This is a genomic window from Paenibacillus sp. FSL L8-0340 (assembly GCF_038593145.1).
Classification (GTDB): Bacteria; Bacillota; Bacilli; order Paenibacillales; family Paenibacillaceae; genus Paenibacillus_AQ.
Genome location: NZ_CP151967.1, coordinates 879,093 through 905,282 on the forward strand (window position 1 = coordinate 879,093; position 26,190 = coordinate 905,282).

Consider the following 26,190-nt stretch of genomic DNA (forward strand, 5'->3'; position numbering starts at 1 on the left):
GAAAAATGTCGATTGTGTGCAACTGTAAAAATTTGCACACCGTTATCCGATCCTCCGCTATTTGATAGTGTCCGCTGAAAATGGGCGGCTTGTCAGGTGCAAATGCCATTTAGCCACTTACCCGATTGGGGGGAGTAAACGGGACTCTATGGTCTGTATTTCTTCCACTTTCTGATTTTGGCGCGGAAGTTGGTGAACGGGGCGACTGAATTGATGTGAATCCAGCGGGCCATCGGCCAGTTGTCCTTGCTGCCGGTCCATTTGCGAGTGCCTTGGGTGAACAGCTCTTCTTCGGTTAAAGTACCGATCCATTCCAGCCACTCCTGCTCCCTCTGACGGAATAGGTCTCGCAGCTCGGCGAGGGATAATGCGGCATATTGCTCGTAGAAGGACTGGTAAAGTCCGCCAAGCTGGTTCCATTTATAGCCGGGTGACGGCATATGGACTTCACGGCCTTCCCGTTCATCCTTGTCCCAGCCCATGATGAGCGGAAGCCAGCCAAGCTGGTAGGCGATAATTTCGGCGGGTGTCTTATCCACCTCAGGTATTCTTGCATCCCTCTGGCTGTCGTCGATCCCGTCAAATTCTGCATCCAGCAGCACATATTTGGAATGAATGGTCTCGATTAATTTCTCTTTGGACGAATATTCATAGCTTGCCATAGCAGCGCACCTCGTTTTTATTCTAGTTATACCATAGAGCAGTGACGGCAGTATGTCATATTTAACCAAAGCAGGATCATTGCGAAAATCTATAATCGTATATAATGAAGTTCATATGGAAGGAAGTGACACCATGATTATTGTCCTGGTTATAGCTATTATTTTGTTAATGGCCCAAACTATTTACCTGCTGTATTATAAAAGCCAGATTAGGGATATCGGGAATCAGCTGTCTTTTATTATGGAACATAATTCTTTTAAGTTTATAGGAACACAATTAAAGCCTAAGGAAATCGATAGCTTAATCCACCGCTGCAATGCTTTGTTAAGCCGTCAAAGAGCCCTGGATCAGCAATTCAGCCGGAAAAATGAAGAGATGAATTCTACGATCATCAGCCTGTCGCATGATATCAGAACCCCGCTTACTTCATTAGATGGTTATCTCCAATTAGCTCTGCGCTCAGAACAACTTCAAGACAAGACACAATATGTAACACTAGCCCAATCCAGAATTCAGCAGATCATCAAGTTGGTTGACGAGTTGTTTTTATACACCAAGCTGCAGAATCCGGAATATAGCCTTGAACTTGAATCCGTTGACGTTATGGATGTGCTGAAGCGGAACTTATTTCATTTCATTGATGATTTTTCCCGGGCCGGTGATGAACCCATGCTCAATCTTCCGGAGTTGCCCGTTTCTATCGTAGGGAATGTAAATGCCGTGGAGCGGGTATTTGCGAATATCGTCGGCAACTATTTTATACATGGGGGAGGTTCGTTATCTATTGGTTATGAGGATAAGCAGGATACCGTGTGTATCCATTTCACCAATCTGCTGAAGGCAGGGACCCAGGTCAATATGGAGCGGATTTTCACCCGTTTCTATAAAGAAGATCCTTCACGTACCGTTCATTCCTCCGGTTTGGGTCTATCAATTGTGAAATCACTTATGGAAAAGATGAACGGAGATACGGAGGCCGAATGCATCGGCGATACCTTTTGCCTAAAAACAGAATTTATGAAAACAGCGAAGGAGAATGCAGATGTGCGGGAACGGGAACAATCAGCGGGTCCTGATTATTGAGGATGATGAACATATTAACGGGATTATTTATGACGGTCTTACAGCAGACAAGTTTCATTGCACACAAGCATATTCCGGCAGTGAAGGGAAGATGAATCTGGCTCACCGCGAGTACCAACTCATTGTGCTGGATCTGATGCTGCCCGGTTTATCGGGGGAAGAATTCATGCATTATTTGCGGAAGGATTTAAAGTCTGGGGTCCCGGTGATCATTCTGTCGGCTAAGGACCAGTTGGATCATAAGTTGAACCTGTTCGCTTTGGGAGCAGACGATTATATCACCAAGCCTTTTGAAATAGAAGAGCTGATTGCCCGCATCCATGTCCATATCAAAAGAAACGCGGCAGATGAATCCTCCAAGGAGTACAAGCATAAAAACCTGCTGCTGGACAGCACGGCATACAGTGTCAAAGTAAAGGATAAGACACTTAGTCTGACGAGACAGGAGTATAAAATTGTTGAACTGCTGGTGAGGAACCCAACGCGGGTATTCACGAAGCAGGATTTGTACGAGCTGGCATGGGATGAAATCTATATGGGAGAAGACAAAACGATAACGGTGCATATCAGCAATATCCGCAATAAAATTAAGCGCTATGATAGTGACCCTTATATTGATACGATCTGGGGAATCGGCTTCAGGCTGAGTAAGTGAAACGCTTTGACATTTCTTAACCTTTTATTAGCGATGTCTTAGCCTTCATCCTGTTAACTTATGGTGAAGGAGGGTGCTACCATGTCAGATTGTATTATTGAAATGAGCGGACTTACGAAAAGGTACAAATCAAAAACCGCTGTGCTGAATGCCGATCTCAAAATATTCAAAGGTGAGATTGTGGGATTAATCGGGAAAAACGGGGCGGGGAAATCGACGCTGCTGAAAATGATCGGCGGATTAATTTATCCGACGTCGGGAGAACTTCATTTTTTTAACCGGGCTTCGGGTGAGAATCAGTCTTTCTTCGAGCGGATGGGCGTGCTGATTGAAAATGCCGGACTCTATCCCCATTATTCGGCCTATGAGAACTTGAATCTATTGGCCATGGCTTATGGCCTCAAGGATAGGAACAAGCAGATAGAGAAATTGCTGCAGCTGGTTGGACTAGATCATAAGAATACAGCTAAAGTCAAAAGCTATTCCATGGGGATGAAACAACGGCTCGGCATAGCGATTGCTTTACTCGGAAGTCCGGATGTCCTGATACTCGATGAGCCGATCAACGGGCTTGACCCGGAAGGTATTGTTGAGATTAGACAGTTGATCCTGGAGCTGAACAAAGCCGGCTTAACCATTATCATTTCGAGTCATTTTCTTGAGGAGTTATCCAAAATCGCGACTAAGTATGCAATTATTCATCAGGGTGAGATTGTTGAGGTGATCTCCAGAGAAGAACTGCTGCAGAAATGTGAGGAACGGATTGAGATCGGGGTGGATGAAGCCAAAACGGCCATTCCGGTTTTGGAGCGGGAACTGCAAATCTCAAAGTACAAGGTTGCCTACGGTCAAACGCTGTATGTCTATGACCGGAACATTGAAATCCGGCAAATAACGAAGGTGCTGGTGGATCATGGGGTAGCGGTAGATTCAATTTATAAGCATAAGCAGAGCCTGGAGCAATACTTCCTGGAACGGACGGAAAGTGCGGGTGATCACTATGATTAATATCCTTAAGATGGATTTTCACCGCTTCAGAAATAATAAAATCATGTATTTGCTGCTGCTGCTGTTCTGTGCTTTTCAAATCTTCGGCATCTTTATGATGCAGCAATACTCACAGTCGATTGAAGAGGGAGGCGTTGTGGTCAGCAGCATGAATGAGAGCGAGTTTATCCAATATAATATTTCACAGCCCTCCTCCTGGATGCTGATTTACATTGCGGTCTTCAGTATTTATTTCTATATGAGTGAATATAACTCCGGATTCCACAAAAATTATATCTCGATGAGAAACGCAAGAATCTATTCTGTCTTGTCGAAAATGTTGATCCTGGCCGTGTTTATAATCCTTCTGTTCATCACGCTGCTGATGTCTGACTGGATTGGAAGAAGCCTATTCTTTGGTAATGCCAGCCTTGGTGATCTTGGTTTTTTCGTTAAACTGCTGGTCGGCCAGTTTTTGCTGCATTGGGCATTTTCGATCCTGATTCTCTGTATTGCAATGATCGCCAAAAACCTGCTGGTAAGTTTGACCGCTGGATTTATCCTGGCCCTAAATGTTGTGGGAATGTCGCTGGCTGCACTGGAATCGCTTGTTGAGGGAATTCACCTGTCGAAATACCTGCTTATCAATACGCTGGTCCGCATAAAGGACTTCAATAATACCGGCGAAGTTATGCATACGACTTTTGTTGCGGTTGCAGCTATTGCAGTATTCACGTTCATTGCAGTCCGTTATAAAATTAAGGAAGACCTGAATGTATGAGCAGGCTGAATCGAGTGTCCATTTAAATGCTGAAAGATCCCGATCCGCTCAAAGCGCAGAGAGTTACAGAGGCGACACTTCCAGACTAAATAAGGTAAAATAGAACTGGGTGCAAGCGCGTTTGCGTCTTCAACATAATAGAGTGCAGCCCGCTTGGGGATTGCACGACACAAAGGAGAAGAGTAACGATGACTGAAAGAATCCCGGAAATTGAATTGAACGATGGACTAAAGGTGCCTGCGATTGGATTTGGGACTTACCGCTTGAAGGGTGAGGCTGGTGTGAAAAGTCTTACAACAGCGATTGATGCCGGCTATCGCTTGCTGGATAGCGCCTTTAATTATGAGAATGAAGGAACGATTGGCGAAGCGGTTCGCCAAAGCTCTGTGCCGAGGGATCAGCTGTTCATTACGTCCAAGCTGCCGGGGCGCCATCACGCTTATGACAAAGCGGTGGAAACGATCCAGGAATCCTTATATCGGGCCGGGTTGGACTATTATGATTTCTATCTCATCCATTGGCCGAACCCCAATGTGAATTTATACGTTGAGGCCTGGCAGGCGATGATCGAGGCCAAGAAACAAGGGCTGATCCGTTCCATAGGGGTCTGCAACTTTTTGCCGGAGCATATAGAGCGTTTGATCAAGGAAACCGGAGTTGCGCCAAGCATGAACCAAATCGAGCTGCATCCCTTGTTTAACCAGGAAGAGCAGCGCCGATGGCATAAAGAGCACGGAATCGTGACCGAATCTTGGAGTCCGCTCGGACGCGGCAGCAGTATTCTGGAGAATGACAAGCTTGCTGAAATTGCCGGAAGATATAACAAGTCAATCTCCCAGGTCATCCTGCGCTGGCATGTCCAGCTTGGAGCGGTTCCGATTCCCAAAGCAGGATCTGTAGAGCATCAGCGGGATAACCTGAACGTGTTTGATTTCGCTCTGACTGAAGCGGAAATGGAGACGGTTTCGGGACTAAGCTCAGCATCCGGGCGTATCGCGGATCAAGATCCGGCGACCTATGAGGAATTCTAAACGTACTTAACGCATGTGCATTCACAATGCTATAGATCGGACAACCCTATCCGCAGTAATGGATAGGTTTTTTTTATGTGCAGGCGGGCAAAAGGGTTCGATTCATAATTAAGCGGGCGCGGGCATTTAACCGATAAATAAATATAGTTGAAAGGACACGGAGGATTTATTGAACGTTGAAAAATATACTCAAAGTCGCATCCACGATCATACTGCCGTTTGCACTGCTTGTGCTGGCATACTTCTTTGCCAATAACGCACATACCTTGTCCCAGCCGCAGCTGGAGCTTGTGAGGCTTGCCCCCTATCCCATCTTTCTGATCGGAGGCGTCCTCTCCTGGAAGTTCAACCGCAGCCGGGAGTTTTTCCTGCTCCTTATTTTTACGCTCAGCCTGGCCTCACTGCAATATTTGCGGGAGCTGCCCGGCTCGGGTGGCAAGGTATCGGTGTCCGAGCTGCACTCCGTTCTCTGCCTGGTGATTCCTGTCAATGTCCTAATCTTCTCTTTCTTTAAGGAGCGCGGGATATTCAGTGTGTGGGGGCTTCTGCGCATTGGATTTATATTGGCTCAGGCAGCCGCCGCTGTGTGGTTGTTGAACCCGGACCAAAGCGCCATTCTGCACCGGATCGGCAAGGATCTGCTGCCTTTAACGCTGCGTGATTTCACCCCGCTGTCGCAAGCCTCGCTGATTGCTTTTGTCTTGGCGGGGATAAGACTTATCATCAGGCAAGTTTCCCAGAAGTCATCGCAGGATATTTCTTTCATTGCGGTACTGGCGGGAATGTTATATGTGCTGCACAGCGAGTATGATCCTATCTGGTATGCCATATTATGGGGCGTGTCGGGGATCATTCTGATCACCTCGATCATTCAGGATTCGTATTCGATGGCGTTCTCCGATGAGCTGACCGGACTTCCTTCCAGGCGGGCCTTGAAGCAGGATATGATGAAGCTGGGAATGAATTATGCGATTGCCATGCTGGACATCGATCACTTTAAGAAATTCAATGATACTTATGGCCATGATACGGGGGATGAAGTGCTAAGGCTGGTCGCTTCTACCTTAAGAGAGGTTGCCGGAGGCGGAAGGCCCTTCCGCTATGGCGGTGAGGAATTTACGATCCTGTTCCCGGGTAAAAGCATTCAGGATGCTTTGCCGCATCTGGAAGAGCTGCGCGAGAAAGTGGCTAAGCGTGCTTTTACACTGCGGGGGAAGAGCAGAGGAAAAGGCAAAACAAAGCGCAAATCGAAATCAGCAAGCTCAAGATCAGCCAGGCCCATATACATAACGATAAGCATCGGCGTCGCCCAAAAAAATGAAAAATACAAATCGCCGGATGCGGTCATGAAGTCTGCGGACACCGCCTTATACCGGGCCAAGAAAAAAGGAAGAAACTGTGTAAGTAAGTGAATATTCTATTCCATAAGGCACCAAAGCAACAAAAACATACATAGTATAGCGGTTCTTAGACCAAGCAGAAACGGGGGCGTTCGGTAAGGTTCAATGTTGGAGCAGGCAGGAGTATTCTTAGCAAAATTATAGTCGATGGGGGAAACAACGAATGAAAAAGTTATTTAGTCTGCTGCTTATATTGTTATTGGTTACACCAGCCTTTGGCAGCACAACCTTTGCGGACAATACGGTGAAGGCTAAGGTTGCAGAGAGCAGCACGTTTTTTAATGGAGAAGAGAAGCATTCTAACGGATTCGCGATACTCGGCAATAATTATTACAGCCTGAGGGATATCGCCGAACATTTCTCGGGAACCTCCAGCCAGTTTGATATTACCTGGAATAAGAAAAACAACGCGATTGAGATCATAACCGGACAGGCCTATACGCCTGAGGAGAGCAGAGGCAGTAAATATTACAGCCAGAGCAGCAGCTATAGCGCTACGCTGTCCAATTCCAAGGTGGTGCTTGACGGGCAGTTGCAGTCTATTAAGGCCTACACGATTGACGGCAGGAATTATTTTCAGTTGAGAGATTTGGCCGCCAAGATCCCCTTTGAGCTCGAATACGACAATAAGCTGAACCAGCTGGCGATGTTCTCTAAGGTTCCGGACCATGCGTACCGAGTGAAGACGGGGGCTGCGGTGGAGAGCAATGCCGAATCGTCTAATTTCCCCAGATGGAAAAGTACAGTAGAGTCCTACCTTGTCAACAATAGCGACGGGACAGTAAGCGTTATTGAGGCGGACAAGGAGGTTGCAATTGAAACGTACAATGCCAAATATGAATTGACAGCAACTCAAAAAGTAGCATATGAGCTTCCGCTGTTCGGCGGCTTCTACAGTGGTGTGAAGTACAACTATATTGCGTTCGGACAAGAGAACCGTGAAGAGGATAACAGCAAAGAGGTCATTCGCATTGTCCGTTATGATAAAAGCTTCAACCGTATCGACAGTGTATCCGTTAAAGGCGGGGAGAGCTACACGGTAGTACCTTTTGATGCAGCCTCCGGAAGGATGGCCGAGCAGGGAGATACGCTTGTCTTCCACACCAGCCGTGAAAGATACACGACAGAAGACGGATTAAATCATCAGTCCCAGCTCACAATTATCGTGAACACCGGCACCATGACCGTGACCAATGATATGGGAAGATTTCAGAAAAATCATGTCAGCCACTCCTTCGATCAATATGTGCTGTTCGATGGAAGCAGCCATGTGCTTGTGGATCATGGCGATGCCTATCCCCGTTCAATTGTCCTGAATAAAGGCGACGGCAAGAGTTACAGCGAGGTGGACCTGTTCCAGATTCCGGGGAGAACCGGGGCGAATGCCACCGGGGTTTCGGTTGGCGGATTCGAAATGTCCGCAGGCAATTATATTGTCGCTATGAACAGCATCGACCATTCCTTGGTTAAAGACTACACCTCTTATGAGATGGTTGGGCTGGAGAAGGATCAGCGGGATATTATGCTGAATGTATTGCCCAAGAACAGCCTTGCCAGTGCTTCCGTTAACCATATCACCCTGGCTAAGTATGTAGGCACCGATCGTATTGCCTCCATACCGAAACTGGTGAAGATAGCGGATGACAAATTCATGGTGCTGTGGCAGGAATTTGATAAGGACAATCATCCGGGTGATTTGAAATATGTATTCATCGATGGTTCGGGGCAAGCCGCAGGTGCGATCCAGACGATTAAGCATTTTGTATTATCCGAATGCAATCCGGTCGTCAGCGGGGGCAATATTGTCTGGTACACCAACAGCAACGGCTCTCGGCTGTTCTATACAATTCCGGTGAACTAGGCAGCAAATTATAGCGGGACTGTCTCCCGACCCTAACAGCATCAGGCCGCTTCCTTATTCGTAAGGGCGGCCTTTTTGCTGTGCCTTTTGCTGCGGAATGGAAATAATCTTCCGTTTAGAGAGCCCAGTTCTGGTTACATAAAGAGAAAAGAGCCGAATCATTTTGGACTGAGGAGGAATTTACGATGAGTGATCAATATACGATTCAAGACCCTGTCAAACAATATCAGAAAGCTACGCCGGAGTTCCAGCAGCAGCAGCCCGCTCCGGGACTGGAGAAGGCGATGCATCCGAAGCCGGATGACGGTGCGGAAACTTACCGCGGCACCGGACGGCTTACCGGCCGCAAGGCGATTGTTACCGGAGCGGACAGCGGAATTGGCCGCGCGGTAGCGATTGCTTTTGCCCGCGAAGGTGCTGATATAGTCTTGTCCTACATGCCGGAGGAGGAGGCTGATGCGAAGGAAGTGGTCAAGCTTGTAGAGGAGGCCGGCCGCAAGGCAGTCGCCCTGCCGGGCGATCTCAAGGATGAGGGCTACTGCGAGCAGGTCATTGCCGCCGCTGTCGAACAACTGGGCGGAGTCGATATTCTGGCCAATATTGCGGGCAAGCAGCAATTCGTCACCGATATCGCCGATCTCACCACGGAGCAGTTCGACGCGACTTTTAAGACGAATGTTTATTCCCTGTTCTGGCTCTGCAAGGCGGCGATCAAGCACATGAAGCCGGGCAGCACGATCATCAATACTTCTTCGATTCAGGCGTATCAGCCTGCGCCGATTCTGCTGGACTACGCAACCACCAAGGCTGCGATTAATACATTCAGCAAATCGCTCGCCCAGCAGGTGGCGGGCAAGGGCATCCGGGTGAACGTTGTGGCTCCCGGCCCGGTGTGGACCCCGCTTCAGGTCAGCGGCGGCCAGCCGGAAGAGGTGCTGAAGGACTTCGGGGCGAAGACGCCGCTGAACCGTCCGGGCCAGCCCGCCGAAATGGCTCCGGCCTATGTCTTCCTGGCCAGCCAGGAATCCAGCTACATCAGTGGTGAAACGCTGAATGCCAATGGCGGGATGCCGACGCCGTAAGTAGGATAGTCCAAAAAGCAGACGCCGTTATGTAATCGGCGTCTGCTTTTTTCGTTATTATAGCTATGAATAATGGGGGATTCACGCCCCTCCGTACTCTACACCCCGAACCTTGGCAAATATCATAGTATGTCTTAAAGTACCCGTTACATCACATTTGTTGTTGCGCAGCGTTCCTTCCAAGGTAAAGCCTGAGCGCTCAGCGATTCTTGCACTCTGCACATTGCGGGAATCACAACGGATTTCAATCCGGTTCGCCTGCAGCTCCTGAATCGCGTATTTCGTAATGGCATCTACGGCTTCTGTGATGTACCCCTGTCTAGCGAAAGCGGAATGAACCCAGTATCCAATCTCGAACTTGCGTGATTGCCAATCGATCCGGTGCAGGCCGCTGCTGCCGATAAATTCCCCCGTTTCCTTCAGAAATAAGAGCAGCCTCAGATCTGCACGCTCCAGGAATTCCAGCCGCGAGCGGCGGATGCTTGCTTCCGATTCCTCAACGGTAGGCACCTTGTTTGCCCAAGGCATCCACGGACGCAATTCCTCAATGCTTTCTTTGACGGCCTCGTTTACAGCAAGACCATCTCCCCAATGTGGGGCGCGGATCAGCAGGCGTTCACTTTCAAAGCCTTCAGGTATGGATAACATAATAAGGCTGCTATCTGCGGTGCCCATAGGTCCAACTCCTTGATTAGATTTCACTAGACTATATTCTATCGTAATTGTTCTATACTATGAATTAATGCACTCGGAAAACAAATAGTAACGATAAAATAACTATATAGATTGAACTTAAGGTTTTAGAGTACAGGATCAGTCGCAACTACGGTGAATATTTGGACTTCCGGCCGCTGTTGTCGTAAGAATTTCTTGATTTTAACCGCTATTAGCGGTAGAAATCCGAAGACAAAGGCGGACACTACCGCTCCTCCAGTTCCAAAATCCCCCTCCGTTGCTCCTTTTCCTTATCTCAAGTTTTTAAGTTCATTCTATATAAAATTTTAGATTAGGAGGTATAAACCATGAAGTTATCCAGAGGTATCCCCGATCATCACGGGATATCTTCCAGAAACCTCTTAGATTTCTTCACTGAGATCGAACAACGGGAGCTTGAGGTGAACCAGTTTATGCTGCTGCGGAACGGTGTAGTAACGGCTGAGTTTTCACGGACACCGTATCGCCCGGATTGCCCGCAATTGCTGTATTCGCTGAGCAAAAGCGTCACCTCCACAGCTATAGGCATCGCCTGTGACGAGGGGCTCATGGAACTGGAGGCCCCGGTGATCTCCTTCTTTCCGGACAAGCTGCCGCAGCGGATCTCTGCCAACTTGGCGAAAATGACGGTGCACCATCTTTTATCCATGAACGCAGGCCACCATGATAATATCTATGCTGCTGTGGCCAGGGAGCAGGACTTTGTGCGGGCATTTCTGGCCCAGGACGTTCCGCATGAGCCGGGAAGTTATTATGTGTACAGCACGCATTCCACCTATATGTTGTCTGCCATTATGGAGCAGGTTGCTGGACAGGGCATGGTTGATTTTTTGATGCCAAGATTGTTTGAGCCTTTGGGTATACCCCGCCCATCATGGGAGACTTGTCCGCTGGGCATTACAGCAGGCGGGATGGGATTAAGCTTATCGATTGAAAGTATCGCGAAATTTGGTCAGTTGCTCCTGAATAAAGGACTGTATGCGGGAAAAAGAATTGTGTCTCAGCGCTATATCGAATTAGCCACTATGGAACAAAGTGACAACCGCCGCCTCGCCAGAGCAGACCGGGTCGACTCGGCACAAGGCTACGGATACCAATTTCATCTGTGCCGGCGTAGGGCGTATCGGGGGGACGGCTCTTTTGGCCAGCTCTGTTTTGTGGCTCCTGAACAGCAAATAGTCATTGCCGCCACCTCGGCCTTTGAGAATATGACGAAGCTGCAGCGTCTTTTAGACTTGATTTATGATTACATTATCGATCGATTAGATCAAGGTGGGGTCAAACGGATTTCTATTCACTCTGAGGATACGCTCATGCTGCAGCGCCGGTTGGCTGCTATGGCTTATCCTGTTCCTGCCTTCAAGCCTATACCGGAAAATATACCGAATCTGGTTAACAGATGTTATTTAATCAATGAAAATCCCCACGGTCTCCAAAAAATCATTTTCGAGTGGAAAGACGAACAACTGGAGCTTCATATGTTCTATGGGGATGAGCGGGATAACGTCATTCTGTTTCATTTTTCCAAGCCGCTTCATGGGGCAGATGTGTTCCCTAAAGACTTATCCCAAGAGCGGCAAGAGGTGGTCACGTATGCGCTCTGGGAAAATGCCAGAAAGCTTCAACTCATCCTGTTCTATATCGAAACGCCATACGTGGTCACCTATACAATAGCCTTCCATGACAACAAAATCGACTTTGCGTTCAACATTAATGTATCGCTTGATATACCGAACTATAGGGTTACGGGACGATTCCAGCAATAATACAGCGGATTTAAAGCTTAATGTGCTTGTGAAGATTGCTGTTGTCCCGTAACACAAGCAGTTTATCCTGATACGGCTTCAAGGTTGCGAAAATTTCAGGCCGCTCTTTCCGTTGATGTCCGTAATTCCATGTGTACATTTTTTTCAGCATTTCAAAGGATTGTTTATAATTCCCTTTTTGAAACCCCAGTTTTTGTATGGCGAATCGTTTGAATATGCGGTAATTCCTTTTCCAGATATGCGTGTCCAGATACATAATCATCTCTGCCTGCTCGAAGGATTGCATTACCCATTTATGATGCACGCCTTCAATGATCCACTTGTCAGAGGCAAGGATATTATTCAGTATCTGGTCTCTGTCTTCCACGCTGTTCCTGACATCACCGCCTTCTGTCCGCCTCCATACGATGTTGTCGAGCTCGTAATAAGGAATATCTAATGAGGAGGACAGATTTCTTGCTAAGGTGGATTTGCCGCTGCCGACGGGACCAATGATATGAATCCTGTTTGGCTTTACTCGTTCCATTGTCTGGGTCCGATCACATGGAAAAGTTGCTGGCTGGCGGGATTCAGCGCGTGCAGGATTCTTTGCACTGTGAAATCGCTAATGGGCCGGGGTAGGTCGTCTACAGCACAATATTTGCACTCCACAATCTCCGGCGAGCAGGGCTTAGGTGCTTGATCGGAGTCTTCTTTGCAAGTGAATACAAAATGGTGCATGTCATTACCCGGGTCGTAGTAGACCCCGGTTAAAGACTCTTGAGTGATAGTAAGACCTGTCTCCTCCAGCACTTCGCGCCGCGCGCTTTCCTCTGCCGACTCTTGTGCCTCGGACAACCCTCCGGGCAGTTCCCAATTGTATTTACCATAGCTGTGTTTAACCAGAAGGACATGCCTTTCCAGATTCAGGATGACTGCTGCCGCGCCGATCAGTTTATCTTCAAAAGCCGAAAAGACTCTGACCTCTATAGGCGGAGATGAATCAGCGGTTTTTAAACTATTCAGCGAACATATGTGCTATACTGTAAAAAAATACTACAAAAGGGGGTGTCGCACATGATCGTTCATCAAGCCTATAAATACCGCATCTACCCGAATACCGGGCAACAGCAACTCATTCGTCGAATGTTTGGCTGCTGCCGCTTTGTGTTCAATCATTTCCTGGAAGAGTGGAACCAAACTTATGCCGAGACAGGAAAGGGTTTGTCCTATCAGACCTGTGCGACACAGCTCCCCGTCCTAAAAACCCAATATGACTGGCTCAAAGAAGTCGATGGTATTGCTTTACAGTCCGCCGTTCGGCATGTGGCAGATAGCTTTGACCGCTTTTTCAAAAAGCAAAATCAAGCGCCTCGCTTCAAAAGCCGGAAGCATCCAGTACAAAGCTACACCACGAAATTCACGAACGGAAATATCGCCATTGAAGGCAACCGATTGAAGCTTCCCAAGTTCGGCTGGATGCGTTTCGCCAGCTCTCGGAAGCTGGAGGGTCGTATACTGTCCGCTACGGTACGGCAAAACGCCAGCGATAAGTATTTTGTCTCCCTGGTTTGCGAGGTCGAAAAGACCCCGCTTCCACAAGCAGATGTACATATCGGCATTGACTTGGGGCTTAAGGAATACGCTGTGAGCTCAAGCGGCGAGCATTTTGCCAACCCCAGGTTTTACCGTCAATACGAGAAAAAGCTTGCGCTGTGGCAGCGGCGTTTGGCAAGACGTACACCAGGGGGCTCCAACTGGAAGAAAGCCAAGAAACACATTGCCCGTATTCACGAACACATTGCAAATTCCCGGAACGATTTTCTCCACAAGCTGACAACGAAGCTGATCCGTGAGTGCCAAACGATCAGCATCGAACATCTGCGTGTGGGGAATATGATTCAAAATCCCAAACTCTCCAAGTCCATCGCTGATGCGTCCTGGGGCGAATGGGTGCGTCAACTGACGTATAAAGCATCCTGGTATGGACGAACCCTCCGGGTTGCCGGCACCTTTGAGCCGACCAGTCAGCAGTGCCACGTATGCGGAACGATCCATCCCGAAGTGAAGAACCTCTCGATTCGAGAATGGACATGTGTAGCTTGCGGAACACACCATGATCGGGATGAAAATGCGGCTCATAATATCAAACAGGTAGCGGTATAGCTATTACCTATAAAAATAAAACGTAGAACTGCGGGAACGCAGGGATCGCTTGCCCATAAAAGGAGGCTGCTCCTCTGTTCGCAAGAATCCACCCCTTCAAGCGTCAGCTAAGTGGTGGAGATTCAATTGACACAATAGCCACTCCTTAATCCTTATATTTAGGATGTTGCTTGTCTGGTGGCTGACTGATCAGGTTGCCGATACTATTAATTATAGTAAGCAATGGCCGAACAACAATCAACCGACGGCACTAACTATTCCCGGAAGCAGTAATATCGAACTTACTACCAACGGAGACATGTACTCTCACCGTCCCGGGATCTCTCCTGGACGGTTTTTCTATGTGGAAATAATATCCTGTTGTCCCTCTGACATGCAATCTAGAACCCGTTACGGTCAAAAGTGTTATTTTGTCATACCACAAAAGTCTACTGAGGTCAATACGCTAAAGGATACCTAAAAGTAGTCTTAGGTGCTATTCACAATGAATGGCAATACCGTTATCTTATATATTAAGAAGTGTTCTTTATTAAGAACTATTAAAATATAAACGCTGGAAAACTCCTGCCGGGTTTTAAGAGCCGAGTGGAGATTTTTTATACAGGTGGAGGCCACAAAATGAGCGCAATCGCCGGTATCTGCCAATTGCAGCACCATAATCTTAATCCTGATCAGGGACCGGGTCTTATGCAGCAGCTGAGCCGTTATCCTGCGGATGATGCGAGGGGCTGGCAGGGTCAGGGGATTTTCCTCGGTTGCCGTGCGCAGTGGATTACTCCACAATCCTTGAACGAAAAGCTGCCGTTTTATGATCCCGAGCGGAGGCTGGCAATTACAGCGGATGCCATTATCGACAACCGCAGCGAGCTGTTTGGGCAGCTTCAGGTGCCCTATGAAGACCGGGACACCATACCCGACAGCTTGCTCATCCTGCTCGCCTACGAGAAGTGGGGAGATCAGACACCTGTTCACCTGATAGGAGACTTTGCCTTCATGATTTGGGACGAGCGCAAGCGATCTCTTTTCGGAGCCAGAGATTTCTCCGGCAACCGGACGCTCTATTTTCATAGATCCACTGAAAGTTTCGCTTTTTGCACAGTTATTCATCCGCTGCTGTCTTTGCCGGGTGTAAGCCATAAGCTGAATGAAGAATGGGTCTCAGAGTTTCTGGCTATTCAGAATAGAGTCGATGCCACGGACTGCTTTTCAACGGTATATCAAGCTATTGAACAGCTGCCTCCTTCACATTCCATGACCATCACCGGGGAGAAAATCACATTCTCCCGTTACTTTATATTGCAGGCACCGCCTAAACTGCGTCTTGGCTCCAACGGGGAATACGAGGAAGCCTTCCGCGAAGTATTCGGACAGGCGGTCAAAGACAGGCTTCGGACCCATCTTGCCGCCGGTGCCAACCTGAGCGGGGGGCTTGACTCCGGCTCGGTAGTCAGCTTCGCTGCTGAAGAGCTCCGTCGCCGCGGGAAACCATTGCATACCTTCAGTTATTATCCTGTAGACGGCTTTACCGGTTTTAATCTGGGCAAAAGGGTAGCTGATGAGCGTCCCTTTATTCAGGAGACGATTGATCATGTAGGGAATATTCAGCCGAGCTTTCTGAACTTTCCCGAGCAGAGTCCTTATACCGAGATTGACGAATGGCTGGATATTCTGGAGATGCCCTACAAGTTCATTGAAAATTCTTACTGGCTTAAAGGCATATTTGAACAGGCACAACAGCAGGGACTTGGTGTTCTGCTGAGTGGACAAAGAGGCAATTGGAGTGTTTCCTGGGGACCTGCACTGGATTATCAGGCCAAGCTGATTCGTGAATTCCGGTGGCTCTCTTTCTACCGTGAGAATAAGCAATACAATCAGTCAATGGAAGCGAACCGCAGAAAGGTGCTGCAGATTGTCGGCAAAAAGGCCTTTCCGTCGCTTGAGCGGCTGCTGCCCCGCAAACGGGAGATGCAGCTTGAGCTGATTCATCCCGATTTTGCTAAACGAACGGAGGTCCATGAACGTCTTCGGGAATTCAATATGGACCGTAGGCCCTCTTCGCAGACTGTTTATGATATCCGTCAGAAGCATTTTGAGCAGCCGCATATCTGGAATGTCAACGGAACGGTGGCTACCAAGATGTCGCTGAAGTACCGGGTATGGGACCGTGATCCCACGAATGACTTGCGCGTGATCCGCTTCTGCCTGTCCGTGCCGGAGGGACAGTTTGTCCAGAACGGTGTGGACCGTTCCCTGATTCGCAGGGCTATGGAGGGACGTCTGCCGGATGAGGTCAGAATGAACCGGAAGCAGCGCGGGGTGCAGGGGGCAGACGGGATTCTCCGGATGCTGCCGCAGTGGGATACCTTCCTCGAAGAGCTTCGGGAAATGATTAAGGATCCCCGGACTGAAGCCTACTTGAACAACAATGGGCTTGCGGGATGTTTGGACCGGATTAGTGAGCCTAAACCGGAGATGATTTACAATTCGGAGTTCCGCCTCCTTACACGGGGACTTGTATTTTACCGCTTTCTGAAATCATTATCCTGATAGCAAGACGCCTGAAAGGGGGTGAAAGAATATGAAAAAGGAATACAGCAAGCCTGCTTTGGAAGTGCTCGACGTTAAAATGACTATGGCTGGACCAGGATTTAAACTCGCCGACTCCTTCCAAGATGATCCGGATGAGATCGTGCACTACTCCTAAGACTGCTTTTGGTCGTGCGGCCCTCATCCCCCTATGCTTGCTGAAGGGGGAGAAGGGCTATCTTTTCATCATCAGCTTTTAGAACATGTGAATTTACAGGATGGAGTGAATCGTATGGCGAGTATCGTTCAAGGCTTGGCTTATAAAGCATTTGGCCTGCAAATTCATAGTGAATTTCCCTTGCCGGAGCTTCCTCTTTCGGACCAGCCGGGGTTGATCGGCAGTGTGTCGGTCATTCAAGAAGACTTGTCGGAGCGTTGGCAGGCCATTCCGAAGGTCACACCCAGCCTGGGTGTATCAGGGAACGAAGTTATGTTTGAGGCCAAGGACACCGCTATTTTCTCCATTCGGGACGGCAGTACGATTACAGTGTCACCTGCACCAGGTGCGGACGGCGACTGTGTACGGCTCTTTATTCTGGGAAGCTGCATGGGCGTTCTGCTGATGCAAAAAAAAATTCTCCCTCTTCACGGCAGTGCGCTTGTACTGGACAACAAGGCTTACGCGCTGGTTGGGCGTTCAGGGGCAGGTAAATCGACACTCGCCTCCTATTTGATGGATCAGGGCCACCTGCTGATCAGCGACGACGTTATTCCCGTTATGGTGCAAAATGGACATCCATTAGCAGTTCCAGGCTATCCGCAGCAAAAGCTATGGCAGCAGAGCTTGGACTATTTGGGAATGAATTCGTCCTCTTACCGCCCGTTATTCGAACGTGAAACCAAATTTGCCGTTCCCGTGCATGACCGCTTCCAGGCTGAACCGCTGCCGCTCGCAGGTGTGTTTGAACTGTCGGCGGCCGGAGAAAGCCCGGTAGCTCTACAGGCCATCAGCGGCCTGGAACGGTTCCATACTTTATTTAATCACACTTATCAAAAGGCAATGATTGACCGGATTGGGATCCGCGAATGGCATTTTGGCATGTTGGCCTCTTTCGTTAACCGGCTGCCGATGTACCGGCTTACCCGTCCTGAAGCAGGCTTCAGTGCCCCGGCACAAGCTTCGCTTATATATGAAACGATCCAACATCAAGTGGAGGAGAGATGAACCTATGAGTACTACAAATATTTTGTCCCTCGAAACGGTCCTTGTGCAGCGTGAGGGCAATATCGCCAGTGACATGGACGGCGAGAAAGTCATGCTGAACGTGAAGAATGGCAAGTACTACAATCTGGGTGAGGTTGGCGGAGAGATTTGGTCGGCGCTGGCATCACCGGTTACCGTAACACGGATTGTGGAGACCATTCAGGAGATTTTTGAAGTTTCGGCGGAGCTTGCCGAGCAGGATGTGGTTGCTTTTGTGCAAAGTTTGCTGGATGAGGATCTCGTCGTAATTGTCAGCGGATCATGACAACCCTCCGTCGCATCCGCCTGTTGCTGACCGTTGACAAGGCTGCTGTGGCGCTGATTCCAGAGGCATTATGGAGGCTTTTTCTGGTGAGAATCCAACTTCTTTTTCCGTTTGCAAGAACGGCTCCACGGCTGGGGATACAGTCTCAGGAGACCTCTGCGGTGTCCAATGCAGCCGATATTCCCCGGATTAAGCATATTACGAAAGCGATTCGTGTCATCAGCCGTTATACGCCCTGGAAGAGCACCTGTATGGTCCGTGCAGTGGCTGGACTACAGATGTTAGAGAGACGCGGGATTGAAAGCACACTCTATATGGGGGTTGCCAGAGATAAGCAAGGTCAAATGATCGCCCATGCCTGGCTGCGCAGCGGAGCTCATTATGTCTCCGGCGATGATGCCATGCAGGGTTTTGTAGTTGTGGAGAAGTTTGCCAAAGTGTTACAAGCCGAGTAATCGAGGTGGGACCATGCAAGCCATAATCTATTACATCCGGCAGCTTCAGCGCTTGTCCGGAGTCAAACTGTACCTTAACCTGCTTGGCATGGTCATCAGCGGACTGCTGGAGAGCTCAGCCATTCTGCTGCTTGTACCGATGCTGGGAATGGCCGGTATTCAGCTAGGCGGAACAGGAGCGGGGTACAGTATTCCTATGCTCGGTTTCCTGTCAGAGCTGCCGCAGACGACGGCGCTTGGGATTGTGCTCGGCGGGTATGTCTTTATCGTGCTCTGTCAAAATTTGATTTCGCGTTTCGTCGCCGTCCGTAATGTGGAGATTCAGCAGAGCTACAGCCGGCAGCTGCGGTATGATGTTTACAGCGCACTTTTGCAGTCGGAGTGGGCCTTTTTCCTCAAAAAGCGCACGTCGGACCTTATTAACGTAATGACCACGGAAATGGCGAGGGTGCTCGCTGGAATCAGCTGTTTTCTGCAGTTTCTCACCTCGCTCCTGTTCACACTGGTACAGATCGGCTTCGCCTTCTGGCTGTCCCCTAAGATGACTCTCTCTGTACTGGTATGTGCGGTCCTGCTGTCCTTGTTCTCCCGCAGATTCATCCGCAAAGCCAAGAGGCTGGGCAGTCGCAGCTCTCAGCTCGGCCAGATGTATCTAGCCGGAATCACGGACCAACTGAACGGAATTAAGGATATCAAAAGCAATAATCTGGAGCATTCCCGGTTGGAATGGCTTCATGGGTTTACCGCTGAGGTCAAAAACGAGCAGCTGGACTATACAAGACTGCGCTCGAATTCCCAGCTGCTGTACAAAATGTCGTCGACGCTCCTGATCGCTGCGTTTATCTTCGTGTCTTTCCGGTTTCTGCACGCAGAGGGCCCAGCTTTCCTGTTGGTTATCCTCGTGTTTGCCCGGCTGTGGCCGACCTTTGCTGCCCTTCAGTCGCTGATGGAGCAGCTCGCCTCCGTACTGCCTTCCTTCAAGCAGCTTCAGGCGCTGCAGGAAGAATGCCTGCAGGCTGCTGAACATGGTGCGGAAGGGGAAAGTGCGAAGCAAGTTGCACCTATGGCTTTGAAGCAAAGCCTGGAAGCCCGGAACGTGAACTTCCGTTATGATCCGCAGGAGCCGCAATATTCGCTCCAGGGGGTGAATGTGGTGATTCCGGCTAATAAGATGACGGCGATTGTCGGACGTTCGGGCGCAGGGAAAAGCACGCTAGTCGATCTGCTCATGGGCCTGATGCAGCCGGAAGCGGGCGAGATCTTGGCCGACGGTCAGTCTGTTTCAGGAGACAACCTGCTGTCTTACCGGCGCTCCATCGGTTATGTAGCGCAGGATCCTTTTCTTTACAACGCGACGATCCGCGATAATCTGACGATGATCAAACCGGATGCCAGCGAGGAAGAACTGTGGGAAGCGCTGGAGTTTGCTTCTTCGGCCGATTTTGTCCGCAAGCTGCCGGAAGGACTGGATACGCTGATCGGTGACCGGGGCATCCGCCTGTCCGGCGGCGAAAGGCAGCGTCTGGTGCTGGCACGCGCGATTATCCGCAAGCCTTCCATCCTGGTCCTGGATGAGGCAACAAGCGCGCTCGATACTGAGAACGAGAAGCGGATTCAGGAAGCGCTCGAACGGCTAAAGCATTCCGTTACGGTAATCGTGATCGCCCACCGGTTGTCCACCATCCGGGGAGCCGATCAGATTCTGGTCATCGACCAGGGGCGGGTCATCCAGCAGGGCGTGTTCGGCGGTCTGGCCTCAGAAAAGGGCGGCATGTTCAGCCGGTTGCTCAGCAGTCAGGAAGAGGCGATGTAGGCGACGCACAGTTTCGGTTGAAGCTGGCGAGGCATGTGCTCGGATAGCAGTCTGTTGTATTCCTACACTAGATTTCACAGATATAGCTGCATATCGGCGGTTCTTCGAAATTTGACTGCAAAAAAGTACAGTAGAATCGAATATACCTGCTTTCGGTGGAATTCTGCTGTACAAAGTGCAATCATCTTCAAACACCATACCAAATTGGCTGATAGATAGGATACCAAAAGCCCCTCGCTGCCGATTTTCGGTAGCGAGAGGCCATGCTATTTGTCTATTTGTCTATTCATTCATTCATTCATTCATTCATTCGTCCATTCGTCTACTCATCTATTCGTCCATTCGCCCGTCATCTATCAATCCCTCTAAGATATCCCAGTCGTCCCCGCACTTGCAACGCTCGGCTCATCCTAAAATTAGTTTACCCAACGTTCCGCACACGCAATGCTCGGCTTATCCTAAAATTAGTTTACCCAACATCCCGCACATGCAACGCTCGGCACATCCTAAACTCAGTTTACCCACCCTGCACACGCGATACCCAGCTCACCCAATGCCCCCCACATCCTTCTCCTGTGTCTTCCTCCATTAAGCACACGAAATCATCACTCCGCCGGAATCTCAAGGTTAGCTTATATAGATGAAGGTTTGATTTGGACAGCAGCCGAGTTAGATGTAGTTACTGCAGCTATTTGGTGCGACTTGATGGTCTGAATCAGCCCGGCGCCGAAGTCTGTCGAGTTAGATGTAGTTACTGCAGCTATTTGGTGCGACAGCGGCTGTTTCTGAGAGTTAGATGTAGTCTGTGCAACTAAAAACAGGAATTTGCTCACTTTTAGCCAAATTCCTTAAAATAGATGTAAGGAGTGCAATTATATCCATATCGAACACGAAAAGCTGGAGTATAACTGCACGAAATACAACTAACCAAACAGAGGGGAAACCCCAACTCGCACCAGTACTCGCACCGGCACCCGCACTATGAACCCGCACCCGCACTATGAACTCGCACCCGCACCCGCACTCGCACTCGCACTCGCACCCAAACCCAAACCCAAACCCAAACCCAAACCCAAACCCAAACCCAAACCCAAACCACAGGCGTGTATCTTCAGTCCACGTTGTACAATTGGTTCTGGCCCGCCCTGTAGCAGCTGCCTTATCACAGTTATGTAAATATGTTAATTCTCTTTGCCGGTTAGTTTTCGCCAAGTCCATAAGAAGGGGCGTAGGGGGAAATAAAGAAAATGCAGTGGCTTCGGCAGGGGCAGCGTTTTCTCATCCACCGCGTAAGGATAAAGGAAGCCCGCTGCATACAGGAACTGATGCCACGGCGTAAGAATCGCCGGTTGATAATATTTGTAATGCCGCTCCACCTCGGGCTCCAGGGGCGGATTGTGCAGATTAACCATTCGTGCCACATAGAAAAGTGCAAGCTGTGCCAACCGGCGGGGCTTCGGCTTGTCCGTCAACCCGGACAGACCGGGAGCAATCGGCGCCTCCAGCAAATCCGCCGCGAGGATCAAGGCTTGCCCACCAACGCTGTCGTAATTATAACGCCGGAGCAGCCCGGTCAACACGCCGGCGTCGGGCTCTTGCAGAAGCAGCTGTTTGATATCCAGCAGCCATCGCAGCCTCGACCAGCCATGCCTTGCGCCATGCGCAGCCAGAAACAGGAACAAATCCTCCCTGCCCAAGTAATGGACGTTTTGTCCGAGCTGGCTGCTTGTCCGTGCATGTTTCCAAAGCTCATCAAAATCAGGCTCCTTAGAAGGCCCGGGACTTAATCGCCAATGAACCTCAACCTTGATGTATTTGGCGGGGTGATTGAAGGTGTTGTGATGTTCGCGCCACTTCCAGTCTCCCAATATACTCTCGAATTCCTCTTCTTTCACGTAACCGAGAGACACCAGCAATGCTTCCGTCTCGGTCAGCTGTTCCATCGGCACAATAAAATCGAGGTCACGCGAGGTTCGCAGCGAGATATCACCGTATAAATCCTGTGCAAGCACCGGACCCTTCAGAAACAGAGAACGGATATTCAGCCGGGCCAGCGATTCGCCGATATTCCCCATTTCACCGCTGAGCTGAAGCATCTGGACGGTATTTCTGCGGTACTCCCATTTCAAACGCTGGGTAACCAAAGACGGTACAGCTTCACCTTGCATGCGGCTAAGCTTAGGATATAAAAAAGGATAAACGCGGTGATGCAGCGATAGCCGGATCATCAGCTCCCAGTCGATATCCGCGAACTGCTCCGGATTCTGTTCCGCCATATCATCGATGTTGTCAGCTGTAAGCAGTGCAAGAAGAAGTAATACTTCCTTAGATAAGCTCCTTTTATCAAGGGTATACCGGTCAGTCATAGAGACTCTCCTTAGTGGAATGTGAACAGATCCGTTGGCGGATTTGTTCTATTTAAAGAACGCATTGTGAGCGTAACACCGTCATCCGAAATTTGTCAATTTTTATGTGGAAGATGTGTATTGTCCTTGCATTGGGCATGTCTTTAATTAAACACACAATGTGCAATAGAAGCATGTAAGAAACTCTATGATTGCCCAAATCCACAATGAAAATTCAAACACTGGAAGCAGTCTGTCGGCGTTTTTGCCATTCTCCATCTCTTTATAGAGCACACGGTTGCCTCTTTATGACTGCCGATTTCTTTCCCGGGAAAAGAGGTCTGTTGTACCATTTGCTCCGTTTCTACCGTTTGCCCTAATCCCTTCGATCCATTGTGCTGTATGATCCACGTTCCAGGCGGCAGCTTCTTCGTGCTCTCCCGAGAGATAGCTGATACGGAGCAGGGAGGAACCTGCTTTTCCGGTTTTGCCCAGATGGGTACGCACGGCCTCCACCCTGTTTATCGTTTCAAGGGGAATGGTTAAGCTTTTGGCCGGAAAATACATCTTGAACATCAGGGAATCTTTGGTCAAGGCCAGCCAGCCGTTTCCGCGGAATTGACCTGGGCCCAGTGAAGAAAGACCATAGAAGTTAGCCGAACGCTCAGAAAATATGATCTCACAGGCGCTCATCTGCTTCCGTACCTGTAGGAATCTCAAGACTAGTCCGACCAATGCAAGGACTGCAATGCAGCCTGCTGTAATAACTGCTGGAATGAGTACCACCTTCTCCTGTTTCTTATTTCGAACAGATTAGGGCTGAAGTGAATCCGTCCCGTACAAAGATTTTACCACTTTCATCCATTACAGGGGAATGAGAGCCCCCACTTTCCGGGTGGATAATTCTGGTTTCTGCCAGTCCGTACTGGATTTCCAGTAGCGTCCATTTATGCTAAGATATTGTTGCCTGAACTGGCGGGAAAAATAATTATAAGCAGAAGCTTGTTTGGGGAATCTCTGTCTTCTAGATCTTAAGGGGGAGAGGAAATTGCATGAGGAGCTAAGCGGAATTCACGGGGCAGAATCGTGGACAATCATTGAACCGGTACTTAAGGGCTGGTCGGAGGATAAAAAGTATTATGTTGAGGATGAGGCCGGGCGCAAGCTGCTGCTGAGGATCTCAGGCATTGAAGCCTTCCAGCGGAAGCAGGCAGAGCATCAGGTTCTAAAACTGTTTAATGAGCTTGATTTTCCGATGTCGCGGGTGATTGATTTCGGAACATGCGGCCAAGGCAGGTATACCTATATGCTGCTGACGTGGGTAGAGGGGCGTCCGCTGGAGGAGTGTCTGCTTATGCTAACAGCTAAGGAACAGTATGAGCTTGGCGTGGAGGCGGGAAAGATATTGAAGCTGATGCACTCCATCCCGAATAGCAATGACCTCCCTCAATGGGAAGAACAGATGCAGGCCAAAATTCTGGCCCGCATCAAAGAATATGAAGACTGCCCGTATTATTTGGAGGGTGATGAGCAAGCTATTGCTTATGTAAAAGAAAATATCGGGCTGATCCATAACGTGAAAAAGGTCTACCAGCACGGAGACTTTCACATGGGCAATCTCATCTACACTCCTGAAGGCGGGATTGGAGTTATTGATTTCAACCGCTGGGACAACGGAGATTATGTTGAAGAGTTCTATAAGTTGCAGTTTTTTGACAGAGACCGGAGCGTTCCGTTTGCCGTAGGCAAGCTTGAAGGATATTTCGAAGGAACGCCTCCAGAGGAATTTTGGAACAGGCAGGCACTGTACGTGGCTTACAGCTCACTTTTTTCGATTAAGTGGTCGATCCCCTTTGGGGCAGCCGACATTGAATGCATGATGACACGCGGCAGAATGGCGCTGGAGGACTATGATTATTTCTGTAGAGTCATTCCGCGCTGGTATCAGGCATAAGGCACATCGAAGATGCCTGCAATCTATAGAAGACGAGGGTGATTCTGTAGGATTTTTTTTACGGCGTATTAATGTTTGGCCAAAAGATTGAAATCAAGGAGTGCAGTACGGTAGAATTGCACTATCAGCAGATTTAACCAAGAAGGGGATTGTATCGTTTGAATAATGAAGAAGTGAACCAAGAGCTGCCCGAGAATTACGAGGAGCTGAAGAAAGCCGCCGGCCGTTCGGCGGATTGGAGAGCGCGTCTTGCTGCAGTGGAAGAGCTGGGACAGACGAAGCACAAACAAATTATCGATATTCTGAATCGCCTGATGATTAGCGATCCTGTATATACCGTTCAAGAAGCTGCATATGAGAAGCTGAAAGCCTTCGGTGAAGATGTGAAGGTGCCGTCGAAGAATAAGGCAGAGCTGTTCAGAGGCGTATCCAAGATTGCGCTGCGCATCAAGAAGAGTCTCCCTAAAGACCATTCGTATGAAGAGTTCAAGGAAAAGCTGAAGAAGATGAGAATCGACGTCTACGATGCTTACGAAGGTGAGAAGGGCGAGGATTTCGATCAATGGCTGGAGAAGTTGTGGATTTCAGCGACCAAATAGTTAGTAGTGATATAGCGGGGCCAAGGACTGGACAAGTCCTTGGCTCTTCGTTTTTAGTTCCAGCCGATCACTCCATTGCTAAGCCCGGCGGATATATAGTAAGGTGGCAAGAGGAAGAGAACGGAACATTGCAGCAGTAATCTTTTCCTATATCAATTACACAAAGGATGACAACATGAACACTAACCCATCAACCGAAATGCTCTCTGAGCAATTTCAGGAATTTCTTAAGCTCTCCGGGGAATTGCGCCCCAATTATATTGCCAGCCTGGGAAGCCGTCCGGAAGACAGTAACTCTTCAATCAGCAGCATAGTGCCCGAAGTGCCGGAGCTTCTAGAAGTAATCTACAGCACGGTTTCCGGTACCGGCAGCGATGAGGAAGAACCGAGCCTGATTGAGTTCATACCGGGATACAGACTGATTCATATCAAGGAATATAAGCAGGAAATGCAGGTGCTGGCAGGCATTCTGGAGGAGAAGGGCCACCAGACCGACGGAGTGATTCTTCCGGTTCTGACCAATTATGGCAGCGACTTTATTTGCTACTACCGGTCCACTGACGGAACGGAGCGGATTTGCGACCTGCTGCATGACTACGGCGATCTGGTTGTGATGTATGATTCGCCACAGAAATTTCTGGAGACGTTATGTGAATTCTATGAGCAGGAAGTTTATTTTTTGGATGAGGAGGGGTATCTCGACTGCGATTTGGTCAAAGAAGGCGAGGTAGGTGCTGCCCTCAATCCGGCTGCGGAATATTGGGCGGAATAAACCAAATCTGTTGCAGGGTTTATTCCTTT

General features: G+C 49.1%; 25 protein-coding genes. 19 read left to right on the plus strand and 6 right to left on the minus strand.

Annotation, left to right across the window (positions count from 1 at the left end):
• Positions 1 to 146: 146 nt before the first annotated feature.
• Positions 147 to 662 carry a ClbS/DfsB family four-helix bundle protein gene (locus NST07_RS04010; protein ID WP_341089829.1) on the minus strand — a complete coding sequence of 172 codons (516 nt, stop codon included), beginning with the start codon at positions 660 to 662 and terminating at the stop codon, positions 147 to 149.
• Between the two features lie 133 nt (positions 663 to 795).
• Here NST07_RS04010 and NST07_RS04015 point away from each other — a divergent pair, with 133 nt between their 5' ends.
• From NST07_RS04015 to NST07_RS04050, 8 genes are all read left to right on the plus strand, one after another.
• Positions 796 to 1,746 (plus strand): HAMP domain-containing sensor histidine kinase, encoded by a 951-nt coding sequence (locus tag NST07_RS04015; protein ID WP_341089830.1) that lies wholly within the window; start codon positions 796 to 798, stop codon positions 1,744 to 1,746.
• On the plus strand, positions 1,706 to 2,401 hold the full coding sequence (locus NST07_RS04020) for a response regulator transcription factor (protein ID WP_341089832.1): 696 nt from the start codon (positions 1,706 to 1,708) through the stop codon (positions 2,399 to 2,401). The genes NST07_RS04015 and NST07_RS04020 overlap by 41 nt, the downstream gene beginning before the upstream one ends.
• Positions 2,402 to 2,482: 81 nt before the next feature.
• A complete protein-coding gene (locus tag NST07_RS04025) occupies positions 2,483 to 3,409 on the plus strand; it encodes an ATP-binding cassette domain-containing protein (RefSeq protein WP_341089833.1) in 927 nt (308 codons plus the stop codon).
• Positions 3,402 to 4,169, plus strand: coding sequence for an ABC transporter permease (locus NST07_RS04030; protein WP_341377316.1), 768 nt, complete (start codon positions 3,402 to 3,404; stop codon positions 4,167 to 4,169). The genes NST07_RS04025 and NST07_RS04030 overlap by 8 nt, the downstream gene beginning before the upstream one ends.
• A gap of 188 nt (positions 4,170 to 4,357) precedes the next feature.
• Positions 4,358 to 5,200 (plus strand): aldo/keto reductase, encoded by an 843-nt coding sequence (locus NST07_RS04035; RefSeq protein ID WP_341377317.1) that lies wholly within the window; start codon positions 4,358 to 4,360, stop codon positions 5,198 to 5,200.
• Positions 5,201 to 5,376: 176 nt separating this feature from the next.
• Complete coding sequence (locus NST07_RS04040) at positions 5,377 to 6,612, plus strand: GGDEF domain-containing protein (protein ID WP_341089836.1); 1,236 nt, start codon at positions 5,377 to 5,379, stop codon at positions 6,610 to 6,612.
• A 151-nt stretch (positions 6,613 to 6,763) separates the two neighbouring features.
• The gene (locus NST07_RS04045) at positions 6,764 to 8,461 is read left to right on the plus strand and encodes a hypothetical protein (protein ID WP_341089838.1); all 1,698 of its coding nucleotides are present in this window, start codon (positions 6,764 to 6,766) and stop codon (positions 8,459 to 8,461) included.
• Positions 8,462 to 8,646: 185 nt separating this feature from the next.
• Entirely contained in the window at positions 8,647 to 9,543 is an 897-nt protein-coding gene (locus NST07_RS04050; protein WP_341089839.1) for an SDR family oxidoreductase, read from the plus strand.
• Between the two features lie 81 nt (positions 9,544 to 9,624).
• On the opposite strand, the gene NST07_RS04055 is transcribed toward NST07_RS04050, so the two are convergent.
• Complete coding sequence (locus NST07_RS04055) at positions 9,625 to 10,218, minus strand: GNAT family N-acetyltransferase (RefSeq protein WP_341089840.1); 594 nt, start codon at positions 10,216 to 10,218, stop codon at positions 9,625 to 9,627.
• Positions 10,219 to 10,565: 347 nt separating this feature from the next.
• On the opposite strand from NST07_RS04055, the gene NST07_RS04060 reads away from it, so the two are divergent.
• Positions 10,566 to 12,023, plus strand: a complete 1,458-nt coding sequence (locus tag NST07_RS04060; RefSeq protein ID WP_342481110.1) for a serine hydrolase — start codon at positions 10,566 to 10,568, stop codon at positions 12,021 to 12,023.
• Between the two features lie 10 nt (positions 12,024 to 12,033).
• Here the strand turns inward: NST07_RS04060 and NST07_RS04065 are convergent, their stop codons facing one another.
• Together NST07_RS04065 and NST07_RS04070 are read right to left on the minus strand one after the other, a co-directional pair.
• A complete protein-coding gene (locus NST07_RS04065; RefSeq protein ID WP_341377320.1) occupies positions 12,034 to 12,549 on the minus strand; it encodes an AAA family ATPase in 516 nt (171 codons plus the stop codon).
• Positions 12,537 to 13,037, minus strand: coding sequence for an NUDIX domain-containing protein (locus NST07_RS04070; RefSeq protein WP_341380316.1), 501 nt, complete (start codon positions 13,035 to 13,037; stop codon positions 12,537 to 12,539). The genes NST07_RS04065 and NST07_RS04070 overlap by 13 nt, the downstream gene beginning before the upstream one ends.
• Positions 13,038 to 13,079: 42 nt before the next feature.
• On the opposite strand from NST07_RS04070, the gene tnpB reads away from it, so the two are divergent.
• The 7 genes from tnpB to NST07_RS04105 all read left to right on the plus strand — a co-directional run bounded on the left by tnpB (position 13,080) and on the right by NST07_RS04105 (position 20,491).
• Complete coding sequence (tnpB, locus tag NST07_RS04075) at positions 13,080 to 14,168, plus strand: IS200/IS605 family element RNA-guided endonuclease TnpB (protein WP_342481111.1); 1,089 nt, start codon at positions 13,080 to 13,082, stop codon at positions 14,166 to 14,168.
• Positions 14,169 to 14,786: 618 nt separating this feature from the next.
• Positions 14,787 to 16,715: an asparagine synthase-related protein gene (locus tag NST07_RS04080; protein ID WP_342481112.1), complete on the plus strand. Its 1,929-nt coding sequence runs from the start codon at positions 14,787 to 14,789 to the stop codon at positions 16,713 to 16,715.
• A gap of 31 nt (positions 16,716 to 16,746) precedes the next feature.
• The gene (locus NST07_RS04085) at positions 16,747 to 16,872 is read left to right on the plus strand and encodes a paeninodin family lasso peptide (protein WP_038586022.1); all 126 of its coding nucleotides are present in this window, start codon (positions 16,747 to 16,749) and stop codon (positions 16,870 to 16,872) included.
• 114 nt (positions 16,873 to 16,986) lie between these two features.
• Positions 16,987 to 17,919 (plus strand): aldolase, encoded by a 933-nt coding sequence (locus tag NST07_RS04090; protein WP_342481113.1) that lies wholly within the window; start codon positions 16,987 to 16,989, stop codon positions 17,917 to 17,919.
• A 4-nt stretch (positions 17,920 to 17,923) separates the two neighbouring features.
• Complete coding sequence (locus NST07_RS04095; protein WP_341089848.1) at positions 17,924 to 18,223, plus strand: lasso peptide biosynthesis PqqD family chaperone; 300 nt, start codon at positions 17,924 to 17,926, stop codon at positions 18,221 to 18,223.
• The gene (locus tag NST07_RS04100; RefSeq protein ID WP_342438396.1) at positions 18,220 to 18,678 is read left to right on the plus strand and encodes a lasso peptide biosynthesis B2 protein; all 459 of its coding nucleotides are present in this window, start codon (positions 18,220 to 18,222) and stop codon (positions 18,676 to 18,678) included. Before NST07_RS04095 ends, NST07_RS04100 begins: the two co-directional genes overlap by 4 nt.
• Before the next feature lie 13 nt (positions 18,679 to 18,691).
• Positions 18,692 to 20,491, plus strand: coding sequence for an ABC transporter ATP-binding protein (locus NST07_RS04105; protein ID WP_341377325.1), 1,800 nt, complete (start codon positions 18,692 to 18,694; stop codon positions 20,489 to 20,491).
• Positions 20,492 to 21,672: 1,181 nt separating this feature from the next.
• Here the strand turns inward: NST07_RS04105 and NST07_RS04110 are convergent.
• A complete protein-coding gene (locus NST07_RS04110) occupies positions 21,673 to 22,857 on the minus strand; it encodes a nucleotidyltransferase family protein (protein WP_341089854.1) in 1,185 nt (394 codons plus the stop codon).
• 285 nt (positions 22,858 to 23,142) lie between these two features.
• Positions 23,143 to 23,529, minus strand: coding sequence for a hypothetical protein (locus NST07_RS04115; protein ID WP_341089855.1), 387 nt, complete (start codon positions 23,527 to 23,529; stop codon positions 23,143 to 23,145).
• Positions 23,530 to 23,884: 355 nt separating this feature from the next.
• On the opposite strand from NST07_RS04115, the gene NST07_RS04120 reads away from it, so the two are divergent.
• From NST07_RS04120 to NST07_RS04130, 3 genes are all read left to right on the plus strand, one after another.
• A complete protein-coding gene (locus NST07_RS04120) occupies positions 23,885 to 24,790 on the plus strand; it encodes a phosphotransferase (protein ID WP_342481114.1) in 906 nt (301 codons plus the stop codon).
• A gap of 158 nt (positions 24,791 to 24,948) precedes the next feature.
• Positions 24,949 to 25,389 carry a HEAT repeat domain-containing protein gene (locus NST07_RS04125; protein ID WP_038586039.1) on the plus strand — a complete coding sequence of 147 codons (441 nt, stop codon included), beginning with the start codon at positions 24,949 to 24,951 and terminating at the stop codon, positions 25,387 to 25,389.
• 175 nt (positions 25,390 to 25,564) lie between these two features.
• A complete protein-coding gene (locus tag NST07_RS04130) occupies positions 25,565 to 26,161 on the plus strand; it encodes a hypothetical protein (protein ID WP_341089857.1) in 597 nt (198 codons plus the stop codon).
• Positions 26,162 to 26,190 lie beyond the last annotated feature (29 nt).